21 protein-coding genes, 1 tRNA gene and 2 pseudogenes are annotated in these 25171 nt (G+C 74.2%); 9 read left to right on the forward strand and 15 right to left on the reverse strand.

The window, feature by feature from the left end:
• The first annotated feature begins 141 nt into the window (after positions 1-141).
• Both SMD11_RS26195 and SMD11_RS26200 read left to right on the forward strand, forming a co-directional pair.
• Positions 142-1560 (forward strand): aldehyde dehydrogenase family protein, encoded by a 1419-nt coding sequence (locus tag SMD11_RS26195; RefSeq protein ID WP_087928790.1) that lies wholly within the window; start codon positions 142-144, stop codon positions 1558-1560.
• A gap of 70 nt (positions 1561-1630) precedes the next feature.
• Positions 1631-2729, forward strand: a pseudogene (locus tag SMD11_RS26200) (zinc-binding dehydrogenase).
• A gap of 30 nt (positions 2730-2759) precedes the next feature.
• Here SMD11_RS26200 and SMD11_RS26205 read toward each other — a convergent pair.
• The gene (locus tag SMD11_RS26205; RefSeq protein WP_087928791.1) at positions 2760-3308 is read right to left on the reverse strand and encodes a DUF2165 domain-containing protein; all 549 of its coding nucleotides are present in this window, start codon (positions 3306-3308) and stop codon (positions 2760-2762) included.
• Between the two features lie 206 nt (positions 3309-3514).
• On the opposite strand from SMD11_RS26205, the gene SMD11_RS26210 reads away from it, so the two are divergent.
• Both SMD11_RS26210 and soxR read left to right on the forward strand, forming a co-directional pair.
• Positions 3515-4132, forward strand: coding sequence for a TetR/AcrR family transcriptional regulator (locus SMD11_RS26210; RefSeq protein WP_087928792.1), 618 nt, complete (start codon positions 3515-3517; stop codon positions 4130-4132).
• 14 nt (positions 4133-4146) lie between these two features.
• Entirely contained in the window at positions 4147-4608 is a 462-nt protein-coding gene (gene soxR, locus SMD11_RS26215) for a redox-sensitive transcriptional activator SoxR (protein WP_087928793.1), read from the forward strand.
• A gap of 51 nt (positions 4609-4659) precedes the next feature.
• Here soxR and SMD11_RS26220 read toward each other — a convergent pair whose 3' ends face one another.
• The 5 genes from SMD11_RS26220 to SMD11_RS26240 all read right to left on the reverse strand — a co-directional run bounded on the left by SMD11_RS26220 (position 4660) and on the right by SMD11_RS26240 (position 11372).
• Positions 4660-6102 carry an amidase gene (locus tag SMD11_RS26220; RefSeq protein ID WP_087928794.1) on the reverse strand — a complete coding sequence of 481 codons (1443 nt, stop codon included), beginning with the start codon at positions 6100-6102 and terminating at the stop codon, positions 4660-4662.
• Between the two features lie 112 nt (positions 6103-6214).
• Positions 6215-6826 (reverse strand): hypothetical protein, encoded by a 612-nt coding sequence (locus tag SMD11_RS26225; RefSeq protein ID WP_087928795.1) that lies wholly within the window; start codon positions 6824-6826, stop codon positions 6215-6217.
• Positions 6827-6998: 172 nt separating this feature from the next.
• Positions 6999-8312, reverse strand: a complete 1314-nt coding sequence (locus SMD11_RS26230) for a serine-threonine protein kinase (protein ID WP_087928796.1) — start codon at positions 8310-8312, stop codon at positions 6999-7001.
• Positions 8313-8422: 110 nt separating this feature from the next.
• Positions 8423-9754 carry an erythromycin esterase family protein gene (locus SMD11_RS26235; RefSeq protein WP_087928797.1) on the reverse strand — a complete coding sequence of 444 codons (1332 nt, stop codon included), beginning with the start codon at positions 9752-9754 and terminating at the stop codon, positions 8423-8425.
• 346 nt (positions 9755-10100) lie between these two features.
• Positions 10101-11372 (reverse strand): exo-beta-N-acetylmuramidase NamZ domain-containing protein, encoded by a 1272-nt coding sequence (locus tag SMD11_RS26240; protein WP_087928798.1) that lies wholly within the window; start codon positions 11370-11372, stop codon positions 10101-10103.
• Between the two features lie 152 nt (positions 11373-11524).
• Here SMD11_RS26240 and SMD11_RS26245 point away from each other — a divergent pair, with 152 nt between their 5' ends.
• Both SMD11_RS26245 and SMD11_RS26250 read left to right on the forward strand, forming a co-directional pair.
• Positions 11525-12304 (forward strand): SDR family oxidoreductase, encoded by a 780-nt coding sequence (locus SMD11_RS26245; RefSeq protein ID WP_087928799.1) that lies wholly within the window; start codon positions 11525-11527, stop codon positions 12302-12304.
• Positions 12301-12921, forward strand: coding sequence for a TetR/AcrR family transcriptional regulator (locus SMD11_RS26250; protein WP_087928800.1), 621 nt, complete (start codon positions 12301-12303; stop codon positions 12919-12921). The genes SMD11_RS26245 and SMD11_RS26250 overlap by 4 nt, the downstream gene beginning before the upstream one ends.
• Positions 12922-12994: 73 nt before the next feature.
• Here SMD11_RS26250 and SMD11_RS26255 read toward each other — a convergent pair whose 3' ends face one another.
• The 4 genes from SMD11_RS26255 to SMD11_RS26270 form a co-directional block, all read right to left on the reverse strand.
• Positions 12995-14209 carry an acyl-CoA dehydrogenase family protein gene (locus SMD11_RS26255; protein WP_087928801.1) on the reverse strand — a complete coding sequence of 405 codons (1215 nt, stop codon included), beginning with the start codon at positions 14207-14209 and terminating at the stop codon, positions 12995-12997.
• Positions 14210-14216: 7 nt separating this feature from the next.
• On the reverse strand, positions 14217-15299 hold the full coding sequence (locus SMD11_RS26260; protein ID WP_087928802.1) for a phosphotransferase family protein: 1083 nt from the start codon (positions 15297-15299) through the stop codon (positions 14217-14219).
• Between the two features lie 127 nt (positions 15300-15426).
• Complete coding sequence (locus SMD11_RS26265; RefSeq protein ID WP_087928803.1) at positions 15427-16362, reverse strand: MBL fold metallo-hydrolase; 936 nt, start codon at positions 16360-16362, stop codon at positions 15427-15429.
• A gap of 129 nt (positions 16363-16491) precedes the next feature.
• Entirely contained in the window at positions 16492-16932 is a 441-nt protein-coding gene (locus SMD11_RS26270) for a MarR family winged helix-turn-helix transcriptional regulator (RefSeq protein WP_087928804.1), read from the reverse strand.
• A 170-nt stretch (positions 16933-17102) separates the two neighbouring features.
• Here SMD11_RS26270 and SMD11_RS26275 point away from each other — a divergent pair, with 170 nt between their 5' ends.
• On the forward strand, positions 17103-18611 hold the full coding sequence (locus SMD11_RS26275) for an MFS transporter (protein WP_087928805.1): 1509 nt from the start codon (positions 17103-17105) through the stop codon (positions 18609-18611).
• A 37-nt stretch (positions 18612-18648) separates the two neighbouring features.
• On the forward strand, positions 18649-19575 hold the full coding sequence (locus SMD11_RS26280) for an NADP-dependent oxidoreductase (RefSeq protein WP_087928806.1): 927 nt from the start codon (positions 18649-18651) through the stop codon (positions 19573-19575).
• A gap of 227 nt (positions 19576-19802) precedes the next feature.
• On the opposite strand, the gene SMD11_RS26285 is transcribed toward SMD11_RS26280, so the two are convergent.
• Entirely contained in the window at positions 19803-20348 is a 546-nt protein-coding gene (locus tag SMD11_RS26285) for an NUDIX hydrolase (protein ID WP_087928807.1), read from the reverse strand.
• 92 nt (positions 20349-20440) lie between these two features.
• A complete protein-coding gene (locus SMD11_RS26290; RefSeq protein ID WP_087928808.1) occupies positions 20441-21325 on the reverse strand; it encodes a DMT family transporter in 885 nt (294 codons plus the stop codon).
• Positions 21326-21729: 404 nt separating this feature from the next.
• Between SMD11_RS26290 and SMD11_RS26295 the strand changes: the two genes are divergently transcribed.
• Positions 21730-22686 carry a hypothetical protein gene (locus tag SMD11_RS26295; protein WP_087928809.1) on the forward strand — a complete coding sequence of 319 codons (957 nt, stop codon included), beginning with the start codon at positions 21730-21732 and terminating at the stop codon, positions 22684-22686.
• Positions 22687-22766: 80 nt separating this feature from the next.
• Here the strand turns inward: SMD11_RS26295 and SMD11_RS26300 are convergent, their stop codons facing one another.
• From SMD11_RS26300 to SMD11_RS26310, 3 genes and pseudogenes are all read right to left on the reverse strand, one after another.
• Entirely contained in the window at positions 22767-23177 is a 411-nt protein-coding gene (locus tag SMD11_RS26300) for a (2Fe-2S) ferredoxin domain-containing protein (RefSeq protein WP_199843956.1), read from the reverse strand.
• A gap of 104 nt (positions 23178-23281) precedes the next feature.
• Positions 23282-24732, reverse strand: a pseudogene (locus tag SMD11_RS26305) (MFS transporter).
• Positions 24733-24896: 164 nt separating this feature from the next.
• Positions 24897-24981: transfer RNA gene (locus SMD11_RS26310), tRNA-Leu, on the reverse strand.
• Positions 24982-25171 lie beyond the last annotated feature (190 nt).

Below are 25171 nucleotides of genomic sequence, written 5' to 3' on the forward strand. Positions count from 1 at the left end.
GCGTCGGCGCCGACCTGTTACCGGCCGTACCGGAACGGATGCCTCTGGTGTGTCCCGGTCATCCCCATTAGGTTGAGACGGCACGGGGGTTCGGGGTCCGTCACGGGGCTCCGGGAGACCGACACCGCAAGGAGATGGCCAGTGAGCGCGCACGACGGCATGTACATCGACGGAGCCTGGCGGCCCGCCGCCGGCACCGGCACGATCGAGGTCGTGAACCCGGCCGACGAGCAGGTCATCGGTACCGTACCGGCCGGCACCGCGGAGGACGTCGACGCCGCCGTGCGCGCCGCCCGCGCCGCGCTGCCCGGCTGGTCCGCCACCCCGCCCGCGCGGCGGGCCGAGCACCTGACCGCGCTGCGCGACGCCCTGGAGGCCCGCGCGGACGAGATCGCGGCCACCGTCACGGCCGAACTCGGCTCGCCCGCCGGTTTCGCCCGCCGCGTCCACACCGGCCTGCCGATCGCCGTCGCCGGCTCGTACGCGGAGCTCGCCGCCACCCACCCCTTCGAGGAGCGGATCGGCAATTCGACGGTGCTGCACGTGCCGGTCGGGGTCGTCGGTGCCATCACCCCCTGGAACTACCCGCTCCACCAGATCGTCGCCAAGGTCGCCCCGGCGCTCGCCGCGGGCTGCACCCTCGTCCTCAAGCCCGCCGAGGACACCCCGCTCACCGCGCGGCTGTTCGCGGAGTGCGTGCACGCCGCGGGCCTCCCGGCGGGCGTCTTCAACCTCGTCACCGGCCTCGGCCCGGTCGCCGGCCAGGCGCTCGCCGAGCACCCCGGCGTCGACCTGGTCTCCTTCACCGGCTCGACCGCCGTCGGCAGGCGGATCGGCGCGATCGCCGGTGGCGCCGTCAAGCGCGTCGCGCTCGAACTGGGCGGCAAGTCCGCGAACGTCATCCTCCCCGGCGCCGACCTGGAGAAGGCCGTCACCGCCAACGTCGCCGACGTCTGCCGCAACACCGGGCAGTCCTGCAACGCCCTGACGCGCACGCTCGTCCACGCGGACCGGTACGAGGAGGCCGTCGCCCTCGCGGTCGCCGCCGTCGGGGCATACGTCCCCGGCGACCCGGCCGACCCCGAGGTCCGCCTCGGCCCGGTGGTCAACGCCCGGCAGCACGCCCGCGTCCGCGACTACATCGACAAGGGCGTCGCGGAGGGCGCGCGGCTCGCCACCGGCGGCTCCGAGGCCCCCGAGGGCCTCGACAAGGGCTACTTCGTCCGCCCGACCGTCTTCGCCGACGTCACCCCGGAGATGACGATCGCCCGGGAGGAGATCTTCGGCCCGGTCCTCACCTTCATCAAGTACACCGACGAGGACGAGGCCGCCCGCATCGCCAACGACTCCGACTACGGGCTGGGCGGCGCCGTCTGGGCCGCCGACGAGGCCACGGCCGCGGCCTTCGCCCGCCGCATGGACACCGGCCAGGTCGACATCAACGGCGGCGGCTTCAACCTCCTCGCGCCCTTCGGCGGCCACAAGCGGTCGGGTGTCGGCCGCGAGCTGGGCCCGCACGGCCTGGCGGAGTACCTGCACACCAAGTCGCTCCAGTTCTGACGGTTCCCCGACGTCCTCCGTCGGTCCCGACGCCGATGGTGCCCCCGACCCCGCAGGAGAAGGGACCGACATGGTCCGCGCCGTCGTACTGACCGCCGTGGGCGAGCCCCCGCGGACGGCCGAGATCGACCTGCCCGCGCCCGGCCCCGGCCAGGTGCGGATCGCCCTCGCCGCCGCCGGGGTGTGCCACTCCGACCTCTCGCTGTCGAACGGCACGCTGCGGCAGCCCGTACCGGCCGTCCTCGGCCACGAGGGCGCGGGCACCGTGACCGCCGTCGGCGAGGGCGTCGGCCATGTGGCGCCCGGCGACCGGGTGATCCTCAACTGGGCACCCTCCTGCGGCGCCTGCCACTTCTGCGGGCTCGGGGAGCCCTGGCTGTGCGCCGACGCGGCCGGGGCCACCACGACCCCGTACGCCACGCTCGCCGCCGACGGCACCCCGCTCCACCCGGCGCTGGGCACCGCGGTCTTCGCCGAGGAGACCGTCGTCCGGGCGAACGCCGTGCTGCCCCTGCCGGACGGGGTGCCGCTCGCCGAGGCGGCGCTGCTCGGGTGCGCCGTGCTCACGGGCTACGGCGCCGTGCACCACAGCGCCCGGGTCCGCTCCGGCGAGACCGTCGCCGTGTACGGCGTCGGCGGCGTCGGGCTCGCCACCCTCCAGGCGGCGCGTATCGCGGGCGCCGGGGCGATCGTCGCCGTCGACGTCTCGCCGGAGAAGGAGGCGCTGGCCCGTGCCGCCGGGGCCACCGGACTTCGTCGTCGCGGGCGCCGACGGCGACACCGCGAAGACCGTCCGCAGGCTCACCGGCGGCCACGGCGCGGACGTGGCGATCGAGTGCGTCGGCCGCGCGGAGACGATCCGTACGGCGTGGTCGTCCACGCGCCGCGGCGGGCGCACCACCGTCGTCGGCATCGGCGGCCAGGACCAGCGGGTCGTCTTCTCCGCCCTGGAGCTGTTCCACTTCGGGCGTACGCTAGCGGGCTGCGTCTACGGCAACAGCGACCCGGCGAAGGACCTCCCCGTGATCGCCGGGCATGTGCGCGCCGGGCGTTTCGACCTCTCCGCGCTGGTGACGGACCGCATCGGGCTCGACGGCGTCCCGGCGGCGTTCGACGCGATGCTCGCGGGGCGCGGCGGGCGCTCCCTGGTGGTCTTCCCGCAGCCCTGACGGCTCCGGCCCGGTCGCCGAGAGCGCCGCTCAGCGGTCCGGGCCGGACCGGCCCTCCGGGAGGGGCAGATGGATCACGACGAGCGCGAAGCCGCCCAGCGTGACGTTGCGCGCGGCGGCCGCCAGGCCGTTCCACTTCGCGGACTGCCACATCGCGAACCACTCGCCGCCGATGGCGAGGAACCCCATCCCGAACAGCAGCAGCACCATCACCAGCCCCAGCGTGCCGACCCGCCGCGCCGCCCCGAAGCCGCGGCGCCGGCCCCCGCGCGTGACCAGCCCGCGCACCCACAGGGCCGTCCCCGCGAGCAGCGCCAGCGCGGTGAGCGTCTCCCACACGATGATGGCGATGTAGGCGGCGTCCTGGAGCCCGCGGTCGGTGACCGCCCGCCACATCAGGTCGTCGTCCTGGAACGTCGTGTCCATCGCCAGGACGTGCCGGACGAACTCCTGGTTCGTGCCGAAGTCCGTGATGTTGCCGAACGCGACCAGCGCCATGTACAGCGCCACGGTCGCGGTGAGCGCGGCAGCCGCGAACGGCAGCGCGCGGGAAGCGGGGTGCCGGCCGCCGTCGGACATCGAGCCTCCCCGTTCCGCTTCCCCCGCCCGCCGCACCGCCCCGCCGCGGGCCCGTCCCGTATGCATGCCCGCGCCGACGGGGGCGTACGCGCGCCGCCCGCCCGGCCCGGCCGGGTCCTGGCGCCTAAGCGCTTGCTCAGGTCGGGGTATGGTGTTCGTCCCGCGGGCGGAGGGCCCGTGGCGGGGCCGGAAGAGCGGGGCGTGGAATGGGCGCGGAGCCGAAGCGTACCGAGGAGTGGGCCGACGTCACACCGGACGCCGCGCGACGGCTGGTGACCGCCGCCGTCGCGGCCTTCGCCGAGCGCGGCTACCACGCCACCACCACCCGGGACATCGCCGGCCGGGCCGGTATGAGCCCCGCCGCGCTCTACATCCACTACCGGACCAAAGAGGACCTCCTCTACCGGATCAGCATCGTCGGCCACCGGGCCGCCCTCGACCTGCTCCGGCGCGCCCAGCGCCCCGGCACCGGCCCCGCCACCCGCCTCGCCGACGCCGTGCGGGCCTTCGTCCGCTGGCACGCGGAGCACCACACCACCGCCCGCGTCGTGCAGTACGAGCTCGGGGCGCTCGGCGAGGAGCACTACGCCGAGATCGTCGGGCTGCGGCGCGAGACGGACGCCGAGATCCGGGGCGTCATCGAGGACGGCGTCGCCTCCGGCGACTTCGCCGTGCCGGACGTGCCCGGTACCACCCTCGCCGTCGTCTCCCTGTGCATCGACGTCGCCCGCTGGTTCAACGCGGAGGGCAAGCGCACCCCGGACGAGGTGGGCGAGCTCTACGCCGACCTGGTCCTGCGCATGGTCGGCCACCGCACGCCCTGACGTAAGGTCGTGACGTGCCGCAGATTTCGATCGATGTCCAGGAACTCACCGTCGGCCAGCTGTCCGCGCGCAGCGGCGCGGCCGTCTCCGCACTGCACTTCTACGAGTCGAAGGGCCTGATCAGCAGCCGTCGCACGGCCGGCAACCAGCGCCGCTTCGACCGCGACACCCTGCGCCGGGTCGCCTTCATCCGGGCCGCGCAGCGGGTCGGCATCCCGCTCGCGACCATCCGGGAGGCGCTCGCCGAGCTGCCCGACGAGCGCACGCCCAACCACGAGGACTGGGCGCGGCTCTCCGAGGCCTGGCGGGGCGAACTGGACGCCCGTATCCAGCAGCTGGGACGGCTGCGGGACCACCTGGACGGCTGCATCGGCTGCGGCTGCCTGTCGCTGGAGAGCTGTGTGCTGTCCAACCCGGACGACCGCATCGGTCAGTTCGGCAGCGGCTCGCGGCTGCTGGTCGAGCGCCGCGTCTGAGCGGCGCACCCGGGCGGCCCCGCCGGGTCACGACATCCCGGGGCCGCCGCGTCACCACATCCCGGGATGGCGGCCCGCCCAGGGCCTGGCCTCCTCCAGCTGTGCCGACAGCGAGATCAGCGTCGTCTCCGCGCCGTACCGGCCGGCCAGCATGACCCCGATCGGCAGCCCCTCCTCGGTCCAGTGCGACGGCACGCTCACCGCCGGCTGCCCGGTCGCGTTGCAGAGCGGCGTGAACGGCGTGAACGGCAGCAGCGCGGCGAACTCCGCCGCCGGGTCCGCGTCGTCGCGCAAGCCCCCCACCGGCAGCGGCGGGGTCGCCAGCGTCGGGGACAGCAGCACGTCGTAACCGGCGCCGGGCGCCTGGAGCACGTCGGCGATCAGCTGGCCCACGGCCCGCAGCCGGTACATGGCGGTGGCGAACTCCGCGCCGCCGACCCGGCCGCCCCGCTCCCGCAGCAGCCGGGTGAAGGGCGTCAGCAGCTCCTCGCGCCCCTCCGGCACCGGCCGTATCGCGGCCACGATCTCCCAGACGCGCGTGAACGCCTCGCCCAGGGCCGGATCGTCCGGCAGCGCCACCTCCTCGACCGTGTGGCCGAGCTCCCGCAGCAGCCCGGCCGTCTCCTCCGCGGCCCGGACGCACTCGGGGTGCGCCTCGACCCCCGGCACCGGCGGCCGGGTGAAGACGGCCACCCGCAGTCTGCCGGGGGCGCGCCGCGCCGCGGCCGCGAACGTCTCGCCCGGCGGCAGCGAGGGCGCGGTGTACGGATCGCCGGGTTCCGTCCCCGCGAAGACGTCGAGGAGCGCGGCCGCGTCCGCGACCGTACGGGCCAGCGGGCCGGAGGTGGCGAGCCCGGTGACATCGTGCAGGACCGGCCCCGAACTCACCCTGCCCCGGCTGGGCTTGATGCCGAACAGCCCGCAGGCCGACGCGGGTATGCGGATGGAGCCGCCGCCGTCGCTGGCGTGCGCGAGCGGCGCGAGACCCGCCGCGACCGCGGCCGCCGCCCCGCCGCTCGAACCGCCCGCCGACCGGCCGAGGTCCCAGGGCGTACGGGCGGGCGGCGCGATGTCGTTCTCCGTGTGCGGGGGCAGCCCGAACTCCGGGGTGTTGGTCTTGCCGAGCAGGATCGTTCCTGCTTCTCGCAGGCGCCGCACCACGTGGTCGTCCACGGCCGGCACGTGATCGGCCAGCGTCGCCGACCCCATCGTGCACCGCACCCCGGCCACGTAGTTGAGGTCCTTCACCGGCACCGGCACCCCGTGCAGCGGGGGCAGCGGCCGCCCCTCCCGGCGGGCGGCCGCCGCCTCGCTCTCGGCGTCGGCCGCCTGCTTGCGGGCGATCTCGGGGGTGACGGTGACGAACGCCCCCACGGTGGCGTCCAGCCGCTCCACCCGGTCCAGATAGTGCTCGGTCAGCTCGACGGGGGAGATCTTCCCCGCCCGCACCGCCTCCCCTTGCTCCAACGCGGTCAGATCGTGCAGCTGCGTCATGCCGTCCGCCTTCTCGTCGCCCGATGTCGCCGTGCGCGGGCATCCTCGCACCACGACCGGGCGGCGGTCACTACCCTCCCGGTGGCGGCCGGCCGTCTCACCGGCGGCCGGTTCACACGGCCGCGTACCGGTCGGCGAACGCGCGGCGGCGGGCCGCGACCAGCGCCCCGGAGGAGAGCACGGGCACCGGCACCACGATGCCGCAGTCCGCGCAGACGGGGCCCTCCATCGGGTACCGCTCCAGATCGCAGCGCCATTCGAGCCGCTCCTGCGAGCACACCGGGCAGGCGTCACCGGGGCCCGCCTCCATCGCGGCGATCACCCGGCGCAGGACGTCGGCCAGCCGCGGGGCCGGGAAGACCGTGGGGCTCACGCAGGGCACGATGTCACAGCCGCCCCAGGTGTTGCGGTGCCAGTCGTCCAGGGCGCTGGGCTGCCGGATGCCGTCGTGCTTCTCGCGCTTGCGGCGGTCGGCGAAGGACGCCTCGTACGCCAGCCAGACCGCGCGGGCCTCCTCCAGCTCCGTCAGCGCGGCGATCAGCAGGGCCGGGTCGGGGGCCCGGTCGTCGGGGGCGAGCCCCGCCAGGGCGCACAGGTGGTGCCAGGTGGCCCGGTGCCCGTACGGCGCGAAGCGTTCGAGGCACTTGCGCAGGGAGGTCCGCCGCAAGGCGATGGTGTTCCGTGGATTGCGCACCTCTCGTGCGAGTGCTCTGAAACCTGCCACTGCATCCCACCTCCGACTGCGCGGACACGGATCGACATGGAAGGGACGTAACGCGTCGCGATTCGGATCCCTCATGGCCGGATCCCGTCGGCGCGCTACGCGGCCGCCTCCGCTCTGCTACCCCGAAGTCGCGCACAGATGTGGAGAGGTCGCACACACCGGCGGGCTTCGGTCAGCGGACGATCCGCCCCGCCAGCAGGACGACCCGCGCCAGTTCCGTGTGGCAGATGTCGCTGTGCGCGCCCGACGGCGGCCCGCCGCGCGAGACCACCGCCGACGCGTCGACGTTCACACAGCCGTCGGCCGGCAGCCCGCCGCTCAGCGCCTCCCGCAGCGAGAGCCGCGCGCAGCCGCCGACCGCCTGGATGCCGCCGTGCCCGATCGCACCCCACCGCGCACCGTCCAGACCCAGCAGCGAGCCGTCGTCCCCGGACACCCGGGACGCGAGCGGATAGAGCACGCCCAGCGCCGTGTCGTGGCGCGAGTGACAGCACACCACCGGGCCCCGCACCCTGCGGTGCAGGCCGCCCAGCGCGCCGCCGCGGTCCGAGGCGAACGGCAGCCGGGGCGCGAACGCGTAGTGCGAGAAGGCGCCCTGGAGCAGGGTGAGCGAGGCGACGCACGCCGCCTCCGCCGGCAGCCCGCGCAGCGCGAACGACACCAGGCGCGCGCCGAAGCTGTGCCCCGCCAGATGCACCCGCAGGCCGGGGGCGGACCGGGCGAGCTCCCCGAGCAGGGGGCCCAGACCCACCTGGCCGACCGTCCCGGCGCGCCGCTTCATCGTGTAGTACGAGGTCTGGCGGAGCAGTTCGTAGGCGCCGTGCCAGAGCTTCTTCAGCCCGCCGCCGAACAGCTCGGGCGGCACGGCGCCCACGCTCGCCAGGGCCGCCGTGAAGCTCTCGCACACCCGCCGGGCGTCGTCGGTGAGCATGGCGGGCACGGCGTCCCCGAGGTCGTCCGCGTCCCGGCCGCCCCGCGCGGCCGCCACGCCGGACGGCCCCGGCACCGCCAGTCCGCGGGCGAGCGCCACGAACTCGTCCAGGGACGCCCGGTCCTCCGGCCTGCGCGCCAGCAGCTCCGCCAGCCGGTCGGCCACCGCCTCCTCGCAGGGCAGGACCTCGATCAGCGCCCGCCGGGTGGCCGGGTCGAGCGCGGGCGGGCACACGGCCGCCACCCGGTGCTCCGGGAAGTCCGGGACCGGCTCGTCGGCGAAGTGCATCGACGGCCAGAACACCCCCGCGTAGCCCACCCGCGCCCCGTCCGCCGCGCCGCCCCCGCCGAGCAGTCGCGGGAACGGCGCGAAGAAGCGGTCGTACAGCCTGGTGGCCGTCGACCGCTCGTTGTTCCAGCCGTGCGCGAACACCACCAGATCGGTCAGCCCCGTGCCGGCGGCCTCGCGTATCAGCGCGTCACGGTCACCCGGCCGGACGTCCCCGGCGGCGTCGAACGTCAGCTCCCAGTACGGCTCCACACACATGCCCGCCATGGCAAGTCCCCCTTGAGGCGGTCCGCTGTGCGCGCATCGTCCCGCTGTCAAGGGGGCCTGTCCAGCCTTCTCCCACCCCGTTCACGCTTCCGTGTGGGGGAGGGGCGCGGCTAAGGGGCCAGCAGCTCGGCCGCCCGGACGCGGTGCAGGTGGACGAGGATGTCGTACGAGGACGCCAGCGCCGTCTTGCGGTCCGGTTCGGGGTAGGACGTGCCGATGTTGCGCGTGGGCCGGGCCTCTTCCAGCCACTTCCGGGCCGGGGCGGGCGCGGTGCGCATGTCCAGGACGTAGTCGCGGTGCGGCACCCGGTCGAGGGTGTGCTCGTTGTTGCCGGGGGGCGCGGGCTCCAGCGTCACCACCCGCGTACGCCCCGCGTCGTCCATCGCGTTGAACGAGCCGTTGTCGAACGTCAGCCGGACGTTGACGTAGCCGCGGCCCAGCCGGTCCCGGAGGAACGCGCCCTGCATCTTGGGGTAGCTCCCCGGGTCGTCGGTCACGTACGAGACGTGGGCGTTGTGCGCCGACAGCAGGACCTTGGCGCCCGTCCGCTCGTGCCACCAGGCGGTGTTGGCGGCCATCACCTCGTCGCGGTAACGCATGCAGTCGGCGACCCCCTTCGGGTCGTCGAGGTCGAAGACGTACATCCCGGCCACCTGCGAGATCGCCCGCGCGTGCTGCACGGCGAGCTCGAACTCCCGCCGGTCGCCGTCCGGCCGCTGCCCGGCCAGCAGATCGAGGGCGGTGCGCGCGTCGGCGGCCATGGTCAGCCGCTCGCCGAGCGGGCGCTTGAGCATGCCCTTCATGGCGTCGGCCACGCTCACCCCGGGGACGGGCCGCTGCGCGCGGTACAGCTCGGTGAGGCGGGGCAGCAGCGCCGGGTGGTGTGCGCGGACGTAGTCCGTCACCCGGTCGAAGGGCTCCGGGCCCGCGTAGGCCGCGTCGTTGCCCACGAAGTGGACCTTCCGCGAGTGCTGTGCGTTGTACGCGCGCATCCACTCGATCAGGTCCAGGTACTCGCGGGTGTTCCACAGGCGGTACGCGTCCTGGAACTCCTCCCGCATGATCTTCCGGATGTCGCCCTTGCCGTGGACGACGTAGTCGTCGATCCGCAGCCCGGAGCTCCAGTTCGCCTCCAGGGCGAAGGCGGTGAACCCCTTCTCCTCCACCAGGTGGCGCAGGACGCGGTGCTTGTTGGCGAAGAACTCGTGCGAGCTGTGCGTGGCCTCGCCGAGCCCGACGACCTTCGCGTCACCGATCATGCGCCCCAGCGGCCGGAGATCGCCGGTCGGGCCCTTGGGCTCGGTGGTGCGGAGGGGGTGGGCGGCCCGGGTGAGGGCGGGGACGGGGTCGGTCGTGGTGGCGGTGGCGGTGTTGGCCGCGGTCAGTGAGCCCAGGGTGAGCAGGGCGGCGAGCAGGAGAGCCGGGCGGCGTGGGAATGCCATGGTTCCCTCCTTCGGAGGGTGGGTGGACGGGTCGACTGCCCTTCCACGGTGCCGGTGAGGGTGGCGGCGGGACCATCCGATCGGCCCCCGGGCGGGGGGTGGGGGCTGCCCTACCGGCGGGGTCGGGGTGGCGGGCGGAGTGCGCCTGCGGCGGGCTTGTTCCCCACCCCGCCCCTTCCCGATACCGGGGCTCCGCCTCAAACGCCGGACAGGCTGAAAATCAGCCCGTCCGGCGCTTGAGGACACCGCGCGAAGCGCGGAACGGGGGCCCGGGGATCTCCCCGGTTCCGGGAAGGGGCGGGGCTGGGGAAAGGCCCCGCGCAGCGGCCCGCACCACGGCACCGCGTCAGTACAGCAAATACCGCCCCCGCACCTCACGGAACCCCGCCAACCCCCCACCCCACGCCCCCACCACCTCGTCCACAGAACCCCCCGCCGACACCACCCGCCGCACCGAGTCCGTCCCCGCCACCCGGTCCACCCACCCGTCCGCCCGCCACCCGAACCCGCCCCACACCCGCTTCGCCGTCACCAGCAGCCCCACCCCCGTCCGTACGGGGTCGTACACCCGGCGGTCGTACACATGGAGCTGGACGCCCCCGATCGTCCGCCCCTGGAACTTCGAGAACACCGGCACCGCGTACGCCTCCCGGAACCGCACCCCCGGCAGTCCCAGGGCGTTCGCCGCCTCCGCCCACCGGTGGTCGATGCCCTCCGCGCCGAGCAGCTCGAAGGGGCGGGTCGTGCCGCGGCCCTCGGAGAGGTTGGTGCCCTCGAACAGGCAGGTGCCCGCGTAGGCGAGCGCCGTGTCGGGGGTGGGCATGTTGGGGCTCGGCGGCACCCAGGGCAGCCCGGTCGCGTCGAAGAAGTCGCCGCGCCGCCAGCCCGTCATCCGGACCGTCTCCGGCCGCACGGCCCCGCCCAGGTACTCCCCGTCGAACAGCAGCGCCAGCTCGGCGACGGTCATGCCGTGCATCAGCGCGAGGGGCTCCCGCCCCACGCCCGAGGCCAGGGCGCGGTCGAGCACCGGCCCGTACGCCCCGCGCCCCGTCAGGGGGTTGGGCCGGTCCAGGACCATCAGGCGGACACCCGCGAGGGCGGCGGCGGCCATGCAGTCGTAGAGCGTCCAGATGTAGGTGTAGCAGCGGGTCCCCACGTCCTGGATGTCGAAGACGACCGTGTCCACGCCGGCGCGGGCGAAGGTCTCCGCGAGCTGCCGGGGGCCCCGCCCGTAGGTGTCGTGCACCGGCAGCCCCGTCGCCGGGTCGCGGTACGAGCCCTCCGAGCCCCCGGCCTGCGCCGTGCCCCGGAAGCCGTGCTCCGGCCCGAACACGGCCCGGAGGTCGACCCGGTCGTCCTCGTGCAGCACGTCGACGATGTGGCGGAGGCCGGCCGTGACCCCGGTCGGGTTGGTGACGACGCCCACGCGCCGCCCCGCGAGCCGGGCGAACCCCTCCCCGGCCAGCCGGTCGAAGCCCGTCCGCACCCGGGCCCGGCGGGGGAGCGCACGGGCCGGCGCCGGCGGGAGCGCCACCGCCCCGCCGGCCGCGGTGGTCAGGACCTGGCGCCGTGTCAGCGGCCGTGCGCGCGGGGGCCGTCCCCCGGAAGAGTGCGGCATGGACAGGAACGCTAGCCCGCCGGCGCGCTGACCGGCACCATTGCGGAGGGCGCGCCTCCAGGCCCGTCCCGAGGGGTGGCCGCACCCTTCCGCTCGTACATACCGACTGGTTAGTCTGCCCGTCGGAGCGGATCCGAGCCGAGGGAGCGAGCGTGGGCACAGTGCGGGACGCCGGAGTCGTGGTCACCGGAGCGGGAGGCGGCATCGGCGCCGCCCTCGCCCGCAGATTCGCCGCCGAGGGCGCCCGCGTCGTGGTCAACGACCTGGACGTCGCCAAGGCCGAGGCGGTGGCCGAGGAGATCGGCGCGATCGCCGTCCCCGGTGACGCCTCCGGTGTCGTCCCCGCCGCCCGCAAGGCCCTCGGCGGCCGGGTCGACATCTACTGCGCCAACGCCGGCGTGGCCCCGGCCGGCGGCCCCGAGGCCGACGAGGACGTGTGGGAGGCCGCCTGGGACGTCAACGTCATGGCGCACGTCCGGGCCGCCCGCGAGCTGCTCCCCGAGTGGCTGGACCGCGGCAGCGGCCGCTTCGTCGCCACCGTCTCCGCCGCCGGGCTGCTCACCATGCTCGGCTCGGCCCCGTACAGCGTCTCCAAGCACGCCGCGCTCGCCTTCGCGGAGTGGCTCTCGCTCACCTACCGCCACTGCGGTGTCGACGTCCACGCCATCTGTCCGCAGGGCGTGCGCACGGACATGCTGCGCGGTACGGGCGCCGCCGGCGAGCTGGTGCTCGTCCCCACCGCGATCGAGCCCGCGCAGGTCGCGGACGCCCTCTTCGAGGGCATGGCGGCGGGCCGCTTCCTGATCCTGCCGCACCCCGAGGTCGCCGACTACTACGCGGCGCGCGCCACCGACCCCGACCGCTGGCTGCGCGGCATGAACCACCTCCAGCGCCGGCTGGAGGAAGTGCCGGGCCAGGGGGTGGGCAGATGACCTCGGCGGACACCGCCCCGTTGCCGGGCGGCGCGGCCGACGGCGACGGCAGACCGGTGCCGCAGCGGCTGCTGGCCGCCGCCACCCGGCTCTTCGCCGACCAGGGCTACGACCGCACGTCCGTCCAGGAGATCGTCGAGGCCGCGGGCGTCACCAAGGGTGCCCTCTACCACTACTTCGGCTCCAAGGACGACCTGCTGCACGAGGTCTACGGGCGCGTCCTGCGCCTCCAGCAGGAGCGGCTGGACGCCTTCGCGGAGGCGGACGCGCCCGTGGAGCGGCGGCTGCGCGACGCCGCCGCGGACGTCGTCGTCACCACCCTGGAGAACCTCGACGACACGAAGATCTTCTTCCGGTCGATGCACCACCTCGGCCCCGAGAAGCTCGCCCAGGTGCGGGCGGAGCGGCGCCGCTACCACGAACGCTTCCGCGCCCTGGTCGAGGAGGGCCAGCGCGGCGGCGTCTTCACCGCCGCCACCCCGGCCGACCTGGTGGTGGACTACCACTTCGGCTCGGTCCACCACCTGGGGAGCTGGTACCACGCGGGAGGCGCGCTGGGCCCGCACGAGGTCGCGGACCACCTGGCGGACATGCTGCTGAGGGTGCTGCGGCCGTAAGGCCCCCGGGCGTTCGGCCGCGGCCCGGGGGCTTCGGCCCCCGTGACGGCACGGGCGGCCGCCCCCCACGCCCCTACGCGTACCGCCGCAACTCCCGCCGCGCCAAGGACCGCTGGTGCACCTCGTCCGGCCCGTCCGCCAGCCGCAGCGTCCGCGCCGCCGCCCAGAGCTCCGCCAGCGGGAAGTCCTGGCTCACCCCGGCCGCCCCGTGCAGCTGCACCGCCTTGTCCAGGATGCCGGCCACCGTCCGCGGCGTCGCGATCTTGATGGCCTGGATCTCGGTGTGCGCCCCGCGGTTGCCGACCGTGTCCATCAGCCACGCGGTCTTGAGCACCAGCAGCCGCAGCTGCTCCACCGCGACCCGGGAGTCGGCGATCCACTCCTGGACGACGCCCTGACGCGCCAGCGGCTCGCCGAACGCGGTACGGGACACCGCTCGCCGGCACATCAGCTCGATCGCCCGCTCGGCCATGCCGATCAGCCGCATGCAGTGGTGGATCCGGCCGGGCCCCAGCCGGGCCTGGGCGATCGCGAAGCCGCCGCCCTCCTCGCCGACGAGGTGCGTGGCCGGGACGCGGACGCCGTCGAAGAGGACCTCGGCGTGACCGCCGTGGTAGTGGTCCTCGTAGCCGTACACCCGCATGGCGCGGCGGACCGTGAGCCCCGGGGTGTCCCGGGGGACCAGGATCATCGACTGCTGACGGCGCGGGTCCGCGCCCTCCGGGTCGGTCTTGCCCATGACGACGAAGATCTCGCACGCGGGGCTCATGGCACCGGAGATGTACCACTTCCGGCCGGTGACGACGTAGTCCGCGCCGTCGCGCTCGATCCGCGTCCCGATGTTGGTGGCGTCCGAGGAGGCGACCTCCGGCTCGGTCATCGCGAAGGCCGAGCGGATGTCACCGGCCAGCAGCGGCTCCAGCCACCGCTTCCGCTGCTCCTCGGTGCCGAACTGCGCGAGCAGCTCCATGTTCCCGGTGTCCGGGGCCGCGCAGTTCAGGGCCGTGGGCGCGAGCTGGGGGCTGCGGCCGGTGATCTCGGCGAGCGGCGCGTACTGGAGGTTGGTCAGCCCGGCGCCGTACTCCCTGTCCGGTAGGAAGAGGTTCCACAGTCCCCGGCGCCGCGCTTCCGCCTTGAGTTCCTCGACGACCGGCGGAGTGTCCCAGGGGGAGGTCAGAGCGGCCCGCTGCTCCTCCGCGACCGCCTCCGCGGGGTACACGTGCTCGTCCATGAAGGCCAGCAGCCTGCCGCGGAGCTCCTCGGTGCGCGCGTCGAATGCGAAGTCCATGGTGCGCTCAGCCCTCCTGAAGGGTGGTGAGGCCGTTGTCGATGAAGAGCGGGACGAGGGCGCCTATCCGGTCGAAGCCCGCGCCGACGGTCTGCCCGAGGGTGTAGCGGTAGTGGATGCCTTCGAGGATCACGGCGAGCTTGAAGTAGGCGAAGGCGGTGTACCAGGGCAGCGCCGAGACATCGCGGCCCGAGCCGGCCGCGTAGCGCTCGACGATCTCCGCGGGGTCGGGGTGACCCGGGGCACCCCTGGTGGTGCTGATCGGGGAGCCGGGCACGGCCTCCTGCTCGCTGTACATCACCAGCAGGCCGAGGTCGGTGAGCGGGTCGCCCAGGGTGGACATCTCCCAGTCGAGGACCGCCCGGACCGAGTCGTCGGCGCCGATCAGGACGTTGTCGAGGCGGAAGTCACCGTGCACGACGGTGGCCGCGGGGGAGTGCGGCAGCGCCTCGCCGAGCGCCGCGTGGAGCGCGTCGATGCCGGGCAGCTCGCGATTGCGCGAGGCCTCCAGCTGCTTGCCCCAGCGCCGCAGCTGCCGCTCCAGGAACCCCTCGGGCCGCCCGAAGTCCGCGAGGCCGGCCGCCGCCGGGTCCACCGCGTGCAGCTGGACGAGCGTGTCGGCGAGGCCCAGCACCACCCGGCGGGTGCGCTCCGGACCGAGCGCGGTGAGCTGCTCGGCCGTGCGGAACGGGGTGCCCTCGACGAACTCCATGACGTAGAAGGGCGATCCGATCACGGACTCGTCCTCGCACAGGAGCAGGGGCTCCGGCACCGGGACGGCCGTCGGGTGCAGCGCGCTGATCACCCGGTGCTCGCGCCGCATGTCGTGCGCGGTGGCCAGCACATGGCCCAGGGGCGGGCGCCGCACCACCCAGCGGCTCGTCCCGTCCGTGACCGCGTAGGTCAGGTTGGAGCGGCCGCCTTCGATCAGCTCGGCGGTGAGCGGCCCCCGCACCAGCCCCGGCACCGCCCGCTCCAGATGCGCGCGCAGCGCCTCCGGATCGAGACCCGGGGGGCCGGACCCGTCGCCCGGAGGACCGGCCGGAGGGGTTGCCGCGGGGCTGGTCGGGCGGCTCGGCGGATGGCTCATCGACTGCTCCTCCAGGGGGATCGGGCCCGCGGGCGGTACCGTTCGGGATCATCATGCCGACCAGTCGGTATGCCGTCCAGAGGGCATCCCTTCCCCGCGTCCCCCAACTGGCCCTGGAGCGCCGGGTTCAGGCGTGGCAGGCCATCGGCCGCCCGCCGTTCATGGTCTGCATGTCGCCGAGGACGGTGGGCAGGTCGAGCGGCGAGCCCAGCGGCAGGCCGTCCAGCTCGGCGTACGCGCGGTGGATGTTGGCGACCAGCCGCTCGCCCTCGCGCAGCTCCGCGAACTCGCCGAGGTCCGTGGCGCGGGCGACCTCCAGCGGGGTGCGCCCGGCCGCGCGCCCGTCGCGCGCGAGCTCCTCGACCCAGCGGAAGTAGCGCTCCAGCGTGTCGTACACGCCGGGGTCGGTGACCCGGCCGTGGCCGGGCACGACGGTCTGGGCGTCGAGCCCGCGGAGGATCTCCAGCGAGCGCAGCGAGCCGCTGAGGGAGCCCATGAGGAGGAAGGGCGTACCGCCGTTGAAGACGAGGTCGCCGGTGAAGACGACGCCCTGCTCGGGCAGCCAGGCGATGGTGTCCCCGACGGTGTGGGCCGGGCCGGGGTGGATCAGCCGCACCTCGGTGTCGCCGAGGTGCAGGGCCATCTCCTCGGTGTACGTGACGGTGGGCGGCGCCACGGTCACGTCGCCGTACTCGACGCCCGGCCAGATGGCGTGCAGCTGGAGCCCCGCGGCGAGCGTCTCGGTGCGGCAGGCGGCGTGCCCGACGACCGTGGCCTCGGGGAAGACGAAGTTGCCGTAGGTGTGGTCGCCGTGGTGGTGGGTGTTGACGACCGTGGTGGGCGGCGCCGCGCCCTCCGCGAGCGCGGCGTCCCGCAGCAGCCGGGCCCGGCGCTCGGTCGCGGCGGTGTCGATCAGCGCCGTGCGGCCGCCGCCCGTGAGGATCCCCGCGTTGTTCAGGCACCAGCCGCCGTCGGGCTGGACGAACGCGCGGACGCCGGGGGCGAGGGGGACGGTGTAGGGCTCCGTCCCCTCCGCGAGGTCCGTGGTGGGCGTGATGGTCATCGTGGCCTCCCCTCGCCGTCCGCGCGGGGTGCGCGGATCGGACTGCCCGTCAGAATACGGGCGCTGTCCGTCCGCTTGTGCAGGTGCCGGGGAGACGGCGCGCGGCCGGCGGTCCGGCGCCGGCCGGTCTCAGGCGCGGTGCTCCATGCCCGGCCGCAGCCGCTCCAGCAGGCCGAAGAGGGTGGCGCGCTCTTCCTCGTCCAGGGCGTCGAGGGCCGTGTGGGTGGCCTGCATCTCGGCCCGGACGCGGTGGATGGTCTCGCGGCCCTCGTCGGTGGCCACGACGTTCTTCACGCGCCGGTCGGCCGGGTCGGGCTCGCGGCGGACCAGGCCGCGCGCCTCCAGGCGGTCGACGATGCCGGTGACGTTGGAGGCGTCGCAGACCAGGAGGGTGGCGAGGCCGCGCATCGGGACCGGGCCCTTGAGCTGGGCGAGCAGCTTGGCCTGGACGGAGGTCAGGCCGTGGCGGCCCGCGGCGGTGGCGAAGTCCTGCCACTGGGCGGTGCCGAGCGCCGCCACCAGCTCCAGGAGCTGGGCCTTGGTCGGGGGCTGGGGGGTGGTGGCGGTCATGACGTGGAGTGTACTCAAGAGGTTGAGGTCTTAAAACATTAACTTGACTACCTGAAGTATTTCGGCCTAGCCTCTGTCGAGTTGCTTGACCACATCAAGCATCCATGTGCTGAATCAATTCGGTCGTGAAACATCCCGGTCATGAAGCAACTCGAAGGACCCCGCCACCCATGAGCTCCCCAGCCACCGCCACCCAGAGCCGGTCCGCCGGCGGGCAGGGCAACGAGACGGTCATCGTCTTCGCCCTGAGCCTCGCCGCCATGGTCGTCTCGATGATGCAGACGCTGGTCGTGCCGATCCTCGGCCTCATCCAGAACGACCTGGAGACGACCTCCTCCAACGTGAGCTGGGTCACGACCGCCACCCTGCTCTCCGCCGCCGTCTTCACCCCGCTGCTCGGCCGCTTCGGCGACCAGCACGGCAAGAAGAAGACCCTCGTCGGCGTGCTGATGGTGATGGTCGCGGGCTCCGTCCTCGCGGCCGTCACCCACTCCCTCCTGTGGCTGATCGTCGGCCGCGTCCTCCAGGGCGCCGCGACCGCGATCTTCCCGCTCGCCCTGTCCGTCCTCCGCGAGGAGGTGCGCCCCGCCAAGCTGCCCGGCGCCATGGCCATGGTCAGCGGCACCCTCGCCTTCGGCAGCGGCCTCGCGCTCGTCGCCACCGGCCTGCTCACCTCGGGCGACAACCCCGACTACCGCAGCGCCTTCTGGCTGGCCACCGGCCTCGCCGCCCTCGCGCTCATAGCCGTCGCCACCCTGGTGCCCGCCACCAAGGAGACCACCGGCGGGCGCACGGACGTCCTCGGCGCGCTCACCCTCGCGGCGACCCTCGTCCTGCTCCTGCTGCCCATCACCCAGGGCCACGAGTGGGGCTGGTCCTCCGCCCGTACGATCGGCTGCTTCGCCGGCGCCGTGGTCATGGCCGCCCTGTGGACGTTCGTCGAGCGCAAGGTCCGCGAGCCGCTCGTCGACATGAAGATGTTCGCCCACCGCCCGGTGCTCTTCGCCAACATCGCCGGCCTGCTCGTCGGCTTCGGCTCCTTCGCCCTCTTCATCGGCGTCTCGTACCTCGTCCAGATGCCGTCGAAGATCGCGGGCTACGGCTTCGACGCCAGCGTCCTGCGCGCCTCCGTCGAGTTCCTGCTGCCCAGCACGATCGTCTCGCTGCTCGCCGCCCCGGTCGGCGGCCAGCTCGTCCGCCACAAGGGCCCGCGCCTGGTCCTGCTGCTCGCCTCGCTCATCGGCACCGTGGGCTTCGTCTGGATCGCCCTCGACCACGAGCACGCCTTCTCCGTGATCGCCGCCGGCATGTTCGTCGGCGCGGCCATCAGCTTCGGCTACGCCGCCATGCCCGCCGTGATCGTCGCCAGCGTGCCGCACCATCAGACCGGCATCGCCAACGGCATCAACTCCATCTCCCGCTCCACCGGCAGCGCCATCGGCAGCGCGATGATCACCACGGTGCTGGCCTCCAAGAGCATCGAGCACCTGCCGCCGGGCGCGCCGAAGCTGCCCGCCGAGAGCCAGTTCTCGCTCACCTTCGTCATCGCCGGCACGGCGTTCCTGCTCGTCGCCTTCGTCGCCCGGTTCGGCCTGCGGAAGGTCCAGGGACCCCGCGCCGCCGAGGTGGCGGGCGGCCCCGCCGCGAAGGACGCTGGGACCGCACCCGCCCGCGCCTGACCCCCGCCCACACCCCCCCACGAGGAGCGCAATCACCATGAAGGCCATCAGCTACCGCGCCTACGGCGGCCCCGAGGTCCTGGAGTTCGGCGAGCTGCCCGACCCCAAGGTCGGCCCCGACGCCGTCCTCATCAAGGTCAAGGCCGCCGCGGTCAACCCCGTCGACTGGAAGGCCCAGGCCGGTTACCTCGACTCCGTCCTGACCCCGGTCTTCCCCGTCGTCCCCGGCTGGGACGTCTCCGGCGTGGTGGTCCAGCCCGGGGTGGACGCCTCCGAGTTCCAGGTCGGCGACGAGGTCATCGGCTACGTCCGCGAGGACTTCCTCTCCCGGGGCACCTTCGCCGAGTACGTCGCGGCCCCGGTGCGGACCCTCGCCCGCAAGCCGGCCAACCTGAGCTTCGAGCAGGCCGCCGGCCTGCCCCTCGCGGGTCTCACCGCCTACCAGGCGCTCGTCAAGGCGCTGAAGGTGACGCGGGGCGACACCGTCCTCGTCCACGCGGCGGCCGGCGGCGTCGGCTCGATGGCCGTCCAGATCGCGGTCCACCTCGGCGCCCGCGTCATCGGCACCGCGAGCGAGCGCAACCACGACTACCTGCGCGGCCTGGGCGCCGAGCCGGTCGTCTACGGCGACGGGCTCGCCGACCGGGTGCGGGCCCTGGCCCCGGAGGGCGTCGACGCCGCGCTCGACCTGGCCGGCGGCGAGGCCCTCACGGTCTCCCCGGCCCTCCTCAAGGACGGCGGCCGCCTCGCGTCCATCGCCGACCCGTCCGTCCTCGGCCTCGGCGGCCGCTATGTCTTCGTCCGCCCCGACGCGGCCGACCTCACGGCCCTGACCGAGCTCGCGGAGAGCGGCGCGCTCACGGTGGAGGTGGCGCGGACCTTCCCCCTGGAGAAGACGGCGGAGGCCCAGCGCCTGAACGCCGAGGGCCACACCAGGGGCAAGATCGTGGTGACCGTCGACTAGACGGGACGGACGACCGGGCACGCGGGGGCGGCCCCGGCCGCCGGACGGCTCCCATGGGGGGGCGTCCGGCGGCCGGGGCCGCTCTTGCCGGTGGCCCGTACGTCCGGGGCGCCTGGCGGTCCGAGGGCGCGGGATCCGGCCGAGCCGGCGCCCGAGGTACGGAATCCGGCCCGCCCGGAGCCCGAGGGGACCCCGCCCGGTGCGGCGCCGCGACGCCCGTACGGTGCCTACGCCCGTTCCGCCCCGCGCTCCCGCAGCAAGCGGTAGGCCTCGAAGCCGTCCGGTACCCAGTCCCACTCCCCGAGCCTGGCCGCCACCTCCTCCTCGGAGAGGAACGCGTGCCAGGCCACCTCCTCCACCTGCGGCTCGACCGGCCCGTCCCACCGCACCTCGTAGACCGCCGACCACCACGACTGCCCCTCGGGCCCCTCGTAGAGGAAGCGGAAGAGCGGTGTCGGGGCCGGCAGCCCCGAGACGCCCAGCTCCTCCTGGGCCTCCCGCAGCGCGGCCTCGTCGTAGGACTCGCCCGCCGCCACCACACCCCCGACGAACATGTCGTAGCACGACGGGAAGACGAGCTTGCCCGGCGTGCGGCGATGGACGAAGATCCGCCCCTGCCCGTCCCGGGCCAGCACGAACACGCAGCGGTGCCGCAGCCCCCGCGCGTACGCCTCCCCGCGCGGCGCCCGGCCCACGACCCGGTCCCGCGCGTCCACGATGTCCAGTACCTCGTCCGCCGGCGAAGGGGCCGGCGACTGCCGCTGATCGCTCATGGGCCCATCCAACCAGCGGCCCCCGGCGGGCGGACCCGGCCGCCCCGGGCTCGTACGCGATCCCGTCCGGCGGCACCCCGGGCGGGCGGGCCTCAGTGCGGCTGGAGGTCGCGCACCCGGCCCGGCTCCGCCGACCCCGACGGCATCGCCGGATGGCGGCCGATCAGCACGATGCCCAGGACGATCGCGGCCAGCCCCGCCGCCTCCCAGGCCAGCGCCCCCGGCGTCGTCCGCAGCCGGTCGCCCAGGAAGCCGACCCCGCAGATGATGCCCGAGAGCGGCTGCGCCGCCGTCAGGGCGGGCAGCGACATCCGCAGCGGCGCCGTCTCGAAGGCGCTCTGCACCAGCACCAGCGTCGTGACCCCGAGCACCAGCACCCCGTAGGGCTGCCAGCTGGTGACGAGTGCGGTCCAGCCGCCCTCCTTCAGCCGCTCGCCACTGATCCGGGTCAGCGCGTCCTGAACGCCGTAGAGCATCCCGCCCGCGACCGCCAGCAGGGCCGCCTCCGCGCTCATCCGCAGCCGCTTCGCGATCGCCGCCAGCAGGATCGCCCCGCCCACCATGAGGCCGACGATCAGCCAGTGCCGCAGGGGATCGGTGACGGACTCGCCGCCGCGCGGGCGGCCCGCGACGACGAAGGCCGCCACACCGCCGGCCAGCAGCCACAGCCCGCACCAGCCCGTGCGGCCCAGCCGCTCACGCGTCTGCCAGCGCGACAGGGCCATCGCGAACAGCAGGTTCGTCGCCATCAGGGGCTCCACCAGCGACACCTCGCCGTGGCCGAGCGCGATCGCCCCGAGCACCATGCCGACGACCATCAGCCCGATGCCCACCAGCCAGCGGGGCATGCGCATGAGGTCGAGCAGCAGCCGCGGGGAGAGGAAGTCGCTCATCGGGGCCCGCTGGGCGGCGTTCTGCTGGAAGACGAACCCGATGCCGAGGCAGCAGGCGGCACCCAGAGCGAAGGCGAAGACCATCACGTCGCGCACCTCAAGACCAGGTGGTCGTAGGGAACTTGACAGAAAAACGATAGCCGCCGCGGGGGCGGTGCGACGGCTGAGTACCCCTCTTCACGCCGTCCATCCCCGGACAACGAGCGGGACGGCGGTGAAGTGCCCGGGAGGACGGGAAAGAGGGGAGGAAATTTCCGAATAAAAGTTCGTCGAAAATGGGTTCCCGTGCATCTCGTGAGGCGCTGCCCCCGCTCCCGCGTCCTGGTAACCGCACCTGACAGAAGGTGAGTTGATTGCCGGCGGAGCCCAAGATCGGTCTTGACTCGGAGCTGTGACTACCGCTTTGCTGTGCGTGACTGACATGGTCGGTCCGCGGGCGCCCCGTCCCGGCGGCCGGAGGGGACGCACGCCGTGGAGGAAGCCCGCAGATGACGCCCCCGCCACCGCTGGGCCGCCGGCGCCGCAAGGACGGACCGGCCTTCGACCCCGCCCTCGACGACGCCGAGCTCGCCACCGCCCGTGACGCCCTGGCCCGCGGTCGCTGGGCCGAGGCCCGCAACCTCCTCGCCGGGACGGGCGACGACTGGGACCGCCGCGGCCACCGCCTCGTCGTCCTCGCCGAAGAGGCCGGAAGCGCCGCCCGGGCCCGCGAGTGGCAGCGCGCCGAGCCCGGCAGCCCCGACGCCGCCGCCCTCCTCGCCTGCGCCACGGTCCGCCGTGCCGTCGACGGCCGGGAGAGCCCCGACGCGGCCCGTGCCGCCTGCCTCGCCGCCGCCCGGGCGGCGCCCGCCGACCCCTCGCCCTGGCTCGGCGTCCTCCTCCTCGCCCACCGCACCGGCACCCACGACGAACGCGTCCGCGCCTTCGACCAGGTGCGGGCCCGGCACCGCGACCACCACCACGCGCACCACCTGATGGCCGCCTGCCTGGCCGAGCGCCGGCAGGGCGACCGGGACGACCCCCTCCACGAGGTCTACGACTTCGCCTCCTGGGCCGCCGAACAGGCACCCGCCGATTCGCCCCTCGCCGTGCTCCCCGTCGTCGCCCACGCCGAGCGGTACCGCGTCCTCGCCCGCGCCGGTCTGGAACCCCGCGACCCCGCCCGCTCCGGCCACTGGACGGGCCGCCGCGCGCGCCAGGTGATGAAGGCCGCCTTCGACTGGTGGCTGGAGTGGGACGTCGACGACGGCACCGCCCACCCCCGGCGCAAGATCGACCTCAACTACCTCGCGCACGCCAAGCTCCACGAAGGCCGCCCGGCCGAGGCGGCCGCCCTGCTCACGCGCATCGGCCCGCACGCCACCCGCGCCCCCTGGTCGTACCCCGGCCGGGACCCCCGGAAGGCGTTCCAGGCCGCGCGCCGCGCCACGCTCGGCGCCGCCTGAGCGCGCCGCGACCCCGTACGGTCCGCCCGTGTTCTTGATCCCGCGCTCCGCCCGGTGTCCTCGGACGGGACGGGCGGGGGTCACTCCTCCAGCCCCTTGCCCACCCGACGCGAAGCCGTGAACGCGTACAGATCCAGCACCCCCGGCGCCTCCGCGACGCCCGGCCCCCCGCTCCGTACCCACTCCGCGATGTCCGCCAGCGCGTCGTCGTCGTTGACCAGGCCCAGCCACACCGGCCGGCCTCCCGCCGCGCGGCCGGCCGCCGAGGGCTGGACGACCACGACGTTCGCCTGTTCGCAGACGTCCAGGCACTCCGAGGCCCGGACCCGCGCCGCGTCCCCCACCGCCGCGCGCAGGCGGGCGATCTGCCCGGCGTGGTCGACGCCGGGCACCTTCCGCGGGTCGCCGCAGCAGCAGCCCCGGCACACCGTGATCCGGCAGGGCGCGGAGGCGGGAGCGGGCACGGCACGGCGGGAGCGGTTGGTGATCATCGGGCGATGATACGCAGCGGTGAACGCGCCGGGATGTGACGCGTCCCCCAAGGGGAGCCCGTGGGGGACGCGTCACATCAAAAGGGGAAGGCCCCGGTCGCGCGTCAGTCGTGCGCCTCCGCCGTCACCGGCTTCGGGATCAGGAAGGACGTCGCGAGCGCGGCCGCCAGGATGACGACTCCGGCGATCATGCCGGAGGTGTACCCCGTGGACGAGGAGGCGTCCGAGGGGCGGTCGCGGTCTTCACGGCGTAGAGGAGGGCGAAGCTCAGGCCCGCGCCCAGGTTGAAGGCGCCCGCGTTGAGGCCGGGGAGGAAGCCCGGGTTGTCCTCGGGGGAGAGGACGATGCCGAGGCCGTTGAGCACGATGTTCGCCACGCCCGCGTAGGTGATGCCCACCAGCAGCGAGGCCACCAGCAGCATGACGCGCGAGTGGGACGGGAGCGTGAGGATCATCAGGACGACGGAGGCCGCGGCGCCGACGAGCCCGATCCGCAGGACGCGCCCGTATCCGAAGGTGGCGGCGAGCCGCCCGGCGATCGGGCCCATGGCCAGTCCGGCGAGGGCGTAGGGCGTCAGCGTCCACCACGCGGACTGCTCGGCGGTCATGCCGAGACCGGCCTCGGCGTCCTGCGCGAACGACGGGATCAGCCCGTTCATGACGGCGAAGACGCCCGTCATGGTGAGCACGGTGGTCAGCAGGGTCGCCCAGGTCGCGCGCCGGCGCAGGTGGTGCGTGGCGACCAGCGGGTGACCGCTGCGGTCCTCGGTCCGCCAGAACAGGGCGAAGGCGACGGCGGCGACGGCCGTCAGGACGCCGACGAGCGCCCAGTTCGCGGCGCCGAGCTTGCCGGCCTCGTTGAGCGCGACGAGCAGCGAGCCGACCGACACGACCAGGAGGCCGACGCCGGGCCAGTCCATCCGGTTCGCGGCGGGCACCTTGGACTCGGGGGTCAGCGTCGCGACGAGGACGGTGGCGACGACGGCCACGACGGCCATCGCCCAGAAGACCGCCTGGAAGCCGTGGTTGTCGGCGAGGAAGCCGCCCGCGAGGGAGTCGACGCCGGCGATGCCGCCGTTCACCGCGGTGATCACGCCCAGCAGGGTGCCGTACCGCTTCGGCTCGGTGACCTCCACCCGCAGCATGATCAGGCAGAGCGGGACCGTCGGGCCGGACACGCCCTGGATCACCCGGCCGACGAAGAGCATGGGCACGCTCTGCGCCAGCGCGGCGACCACGCAGCCGACGGCCATCAGGGCCAGCATCCCGGCCAGGACCTTCCGGCGGCCGATGACGTCGCCCAGCCGCGGCAGGAAGAGCGAGAACAGGGCGGCCGAGGTGAAGAACGCGGTCTGGGTGAGCCCGATCTCGGCGGAGCTGGCACCGAGGCTGTCCTCGATGCTCTTGAGCGCCGGGCTGAGCATGCTGGCGTTGAGCTGGAAGGCGACACAGGCCGTGAGCAGTGCGGTGACCAGCACCGCCACTCGGGTGGGGCGACTGCTGGTCGCGCCGGTGGGCCGGTCGCCGGGGGTGCGGTCAGTGCGGGAAGGGTTCATGCCTCGTGGATCTCTGCGAGCGCAGCGAAGCGGCTGCTACCGGAGTGGTCAAAGATACCGACTCCGGTCAAAAGGGTCATTTCTCTGGGGTGCCGGTCACGCGGATGGTCGTGTGGGCTCCCAAACACAGGAAAGCCCCAGCAAATGCTGGGGCTTTCCTTCGGTGTCCGAGGGGGGACTTGAACCCCCACGCCCGATAAAGGGCACTAGCACCTCAAGCTAGCGCGTCTGCCATTCCGCCACCCGGACCAGGTGTTTTGTCTTCCGGGCTGTTCCCCTTCCGACGAGGAAAACAATACCAAAGATCTGGGGGTGCTCGATCACCCGCTCAGCGGGGCCACGGCGGCCCGGTCCGCGGGCCCGCGCGGCGGGCTCGTCGACGGCCCCCGCGGCGGGCTCTGTGACGGGCGGATGTCGGCAGCATTGCGGCCTTGGGCTG

Origin of the sequence: Streptomyces albireticuli, from assembly GCF_002192455.1 — a bacterium.
Lineage (GTDB): Bacteria > Actinomycetota > Actinomycetes > Streptomycetales > Streptomycetaceae > Streptomyces > Streptomyces albireticuli_B.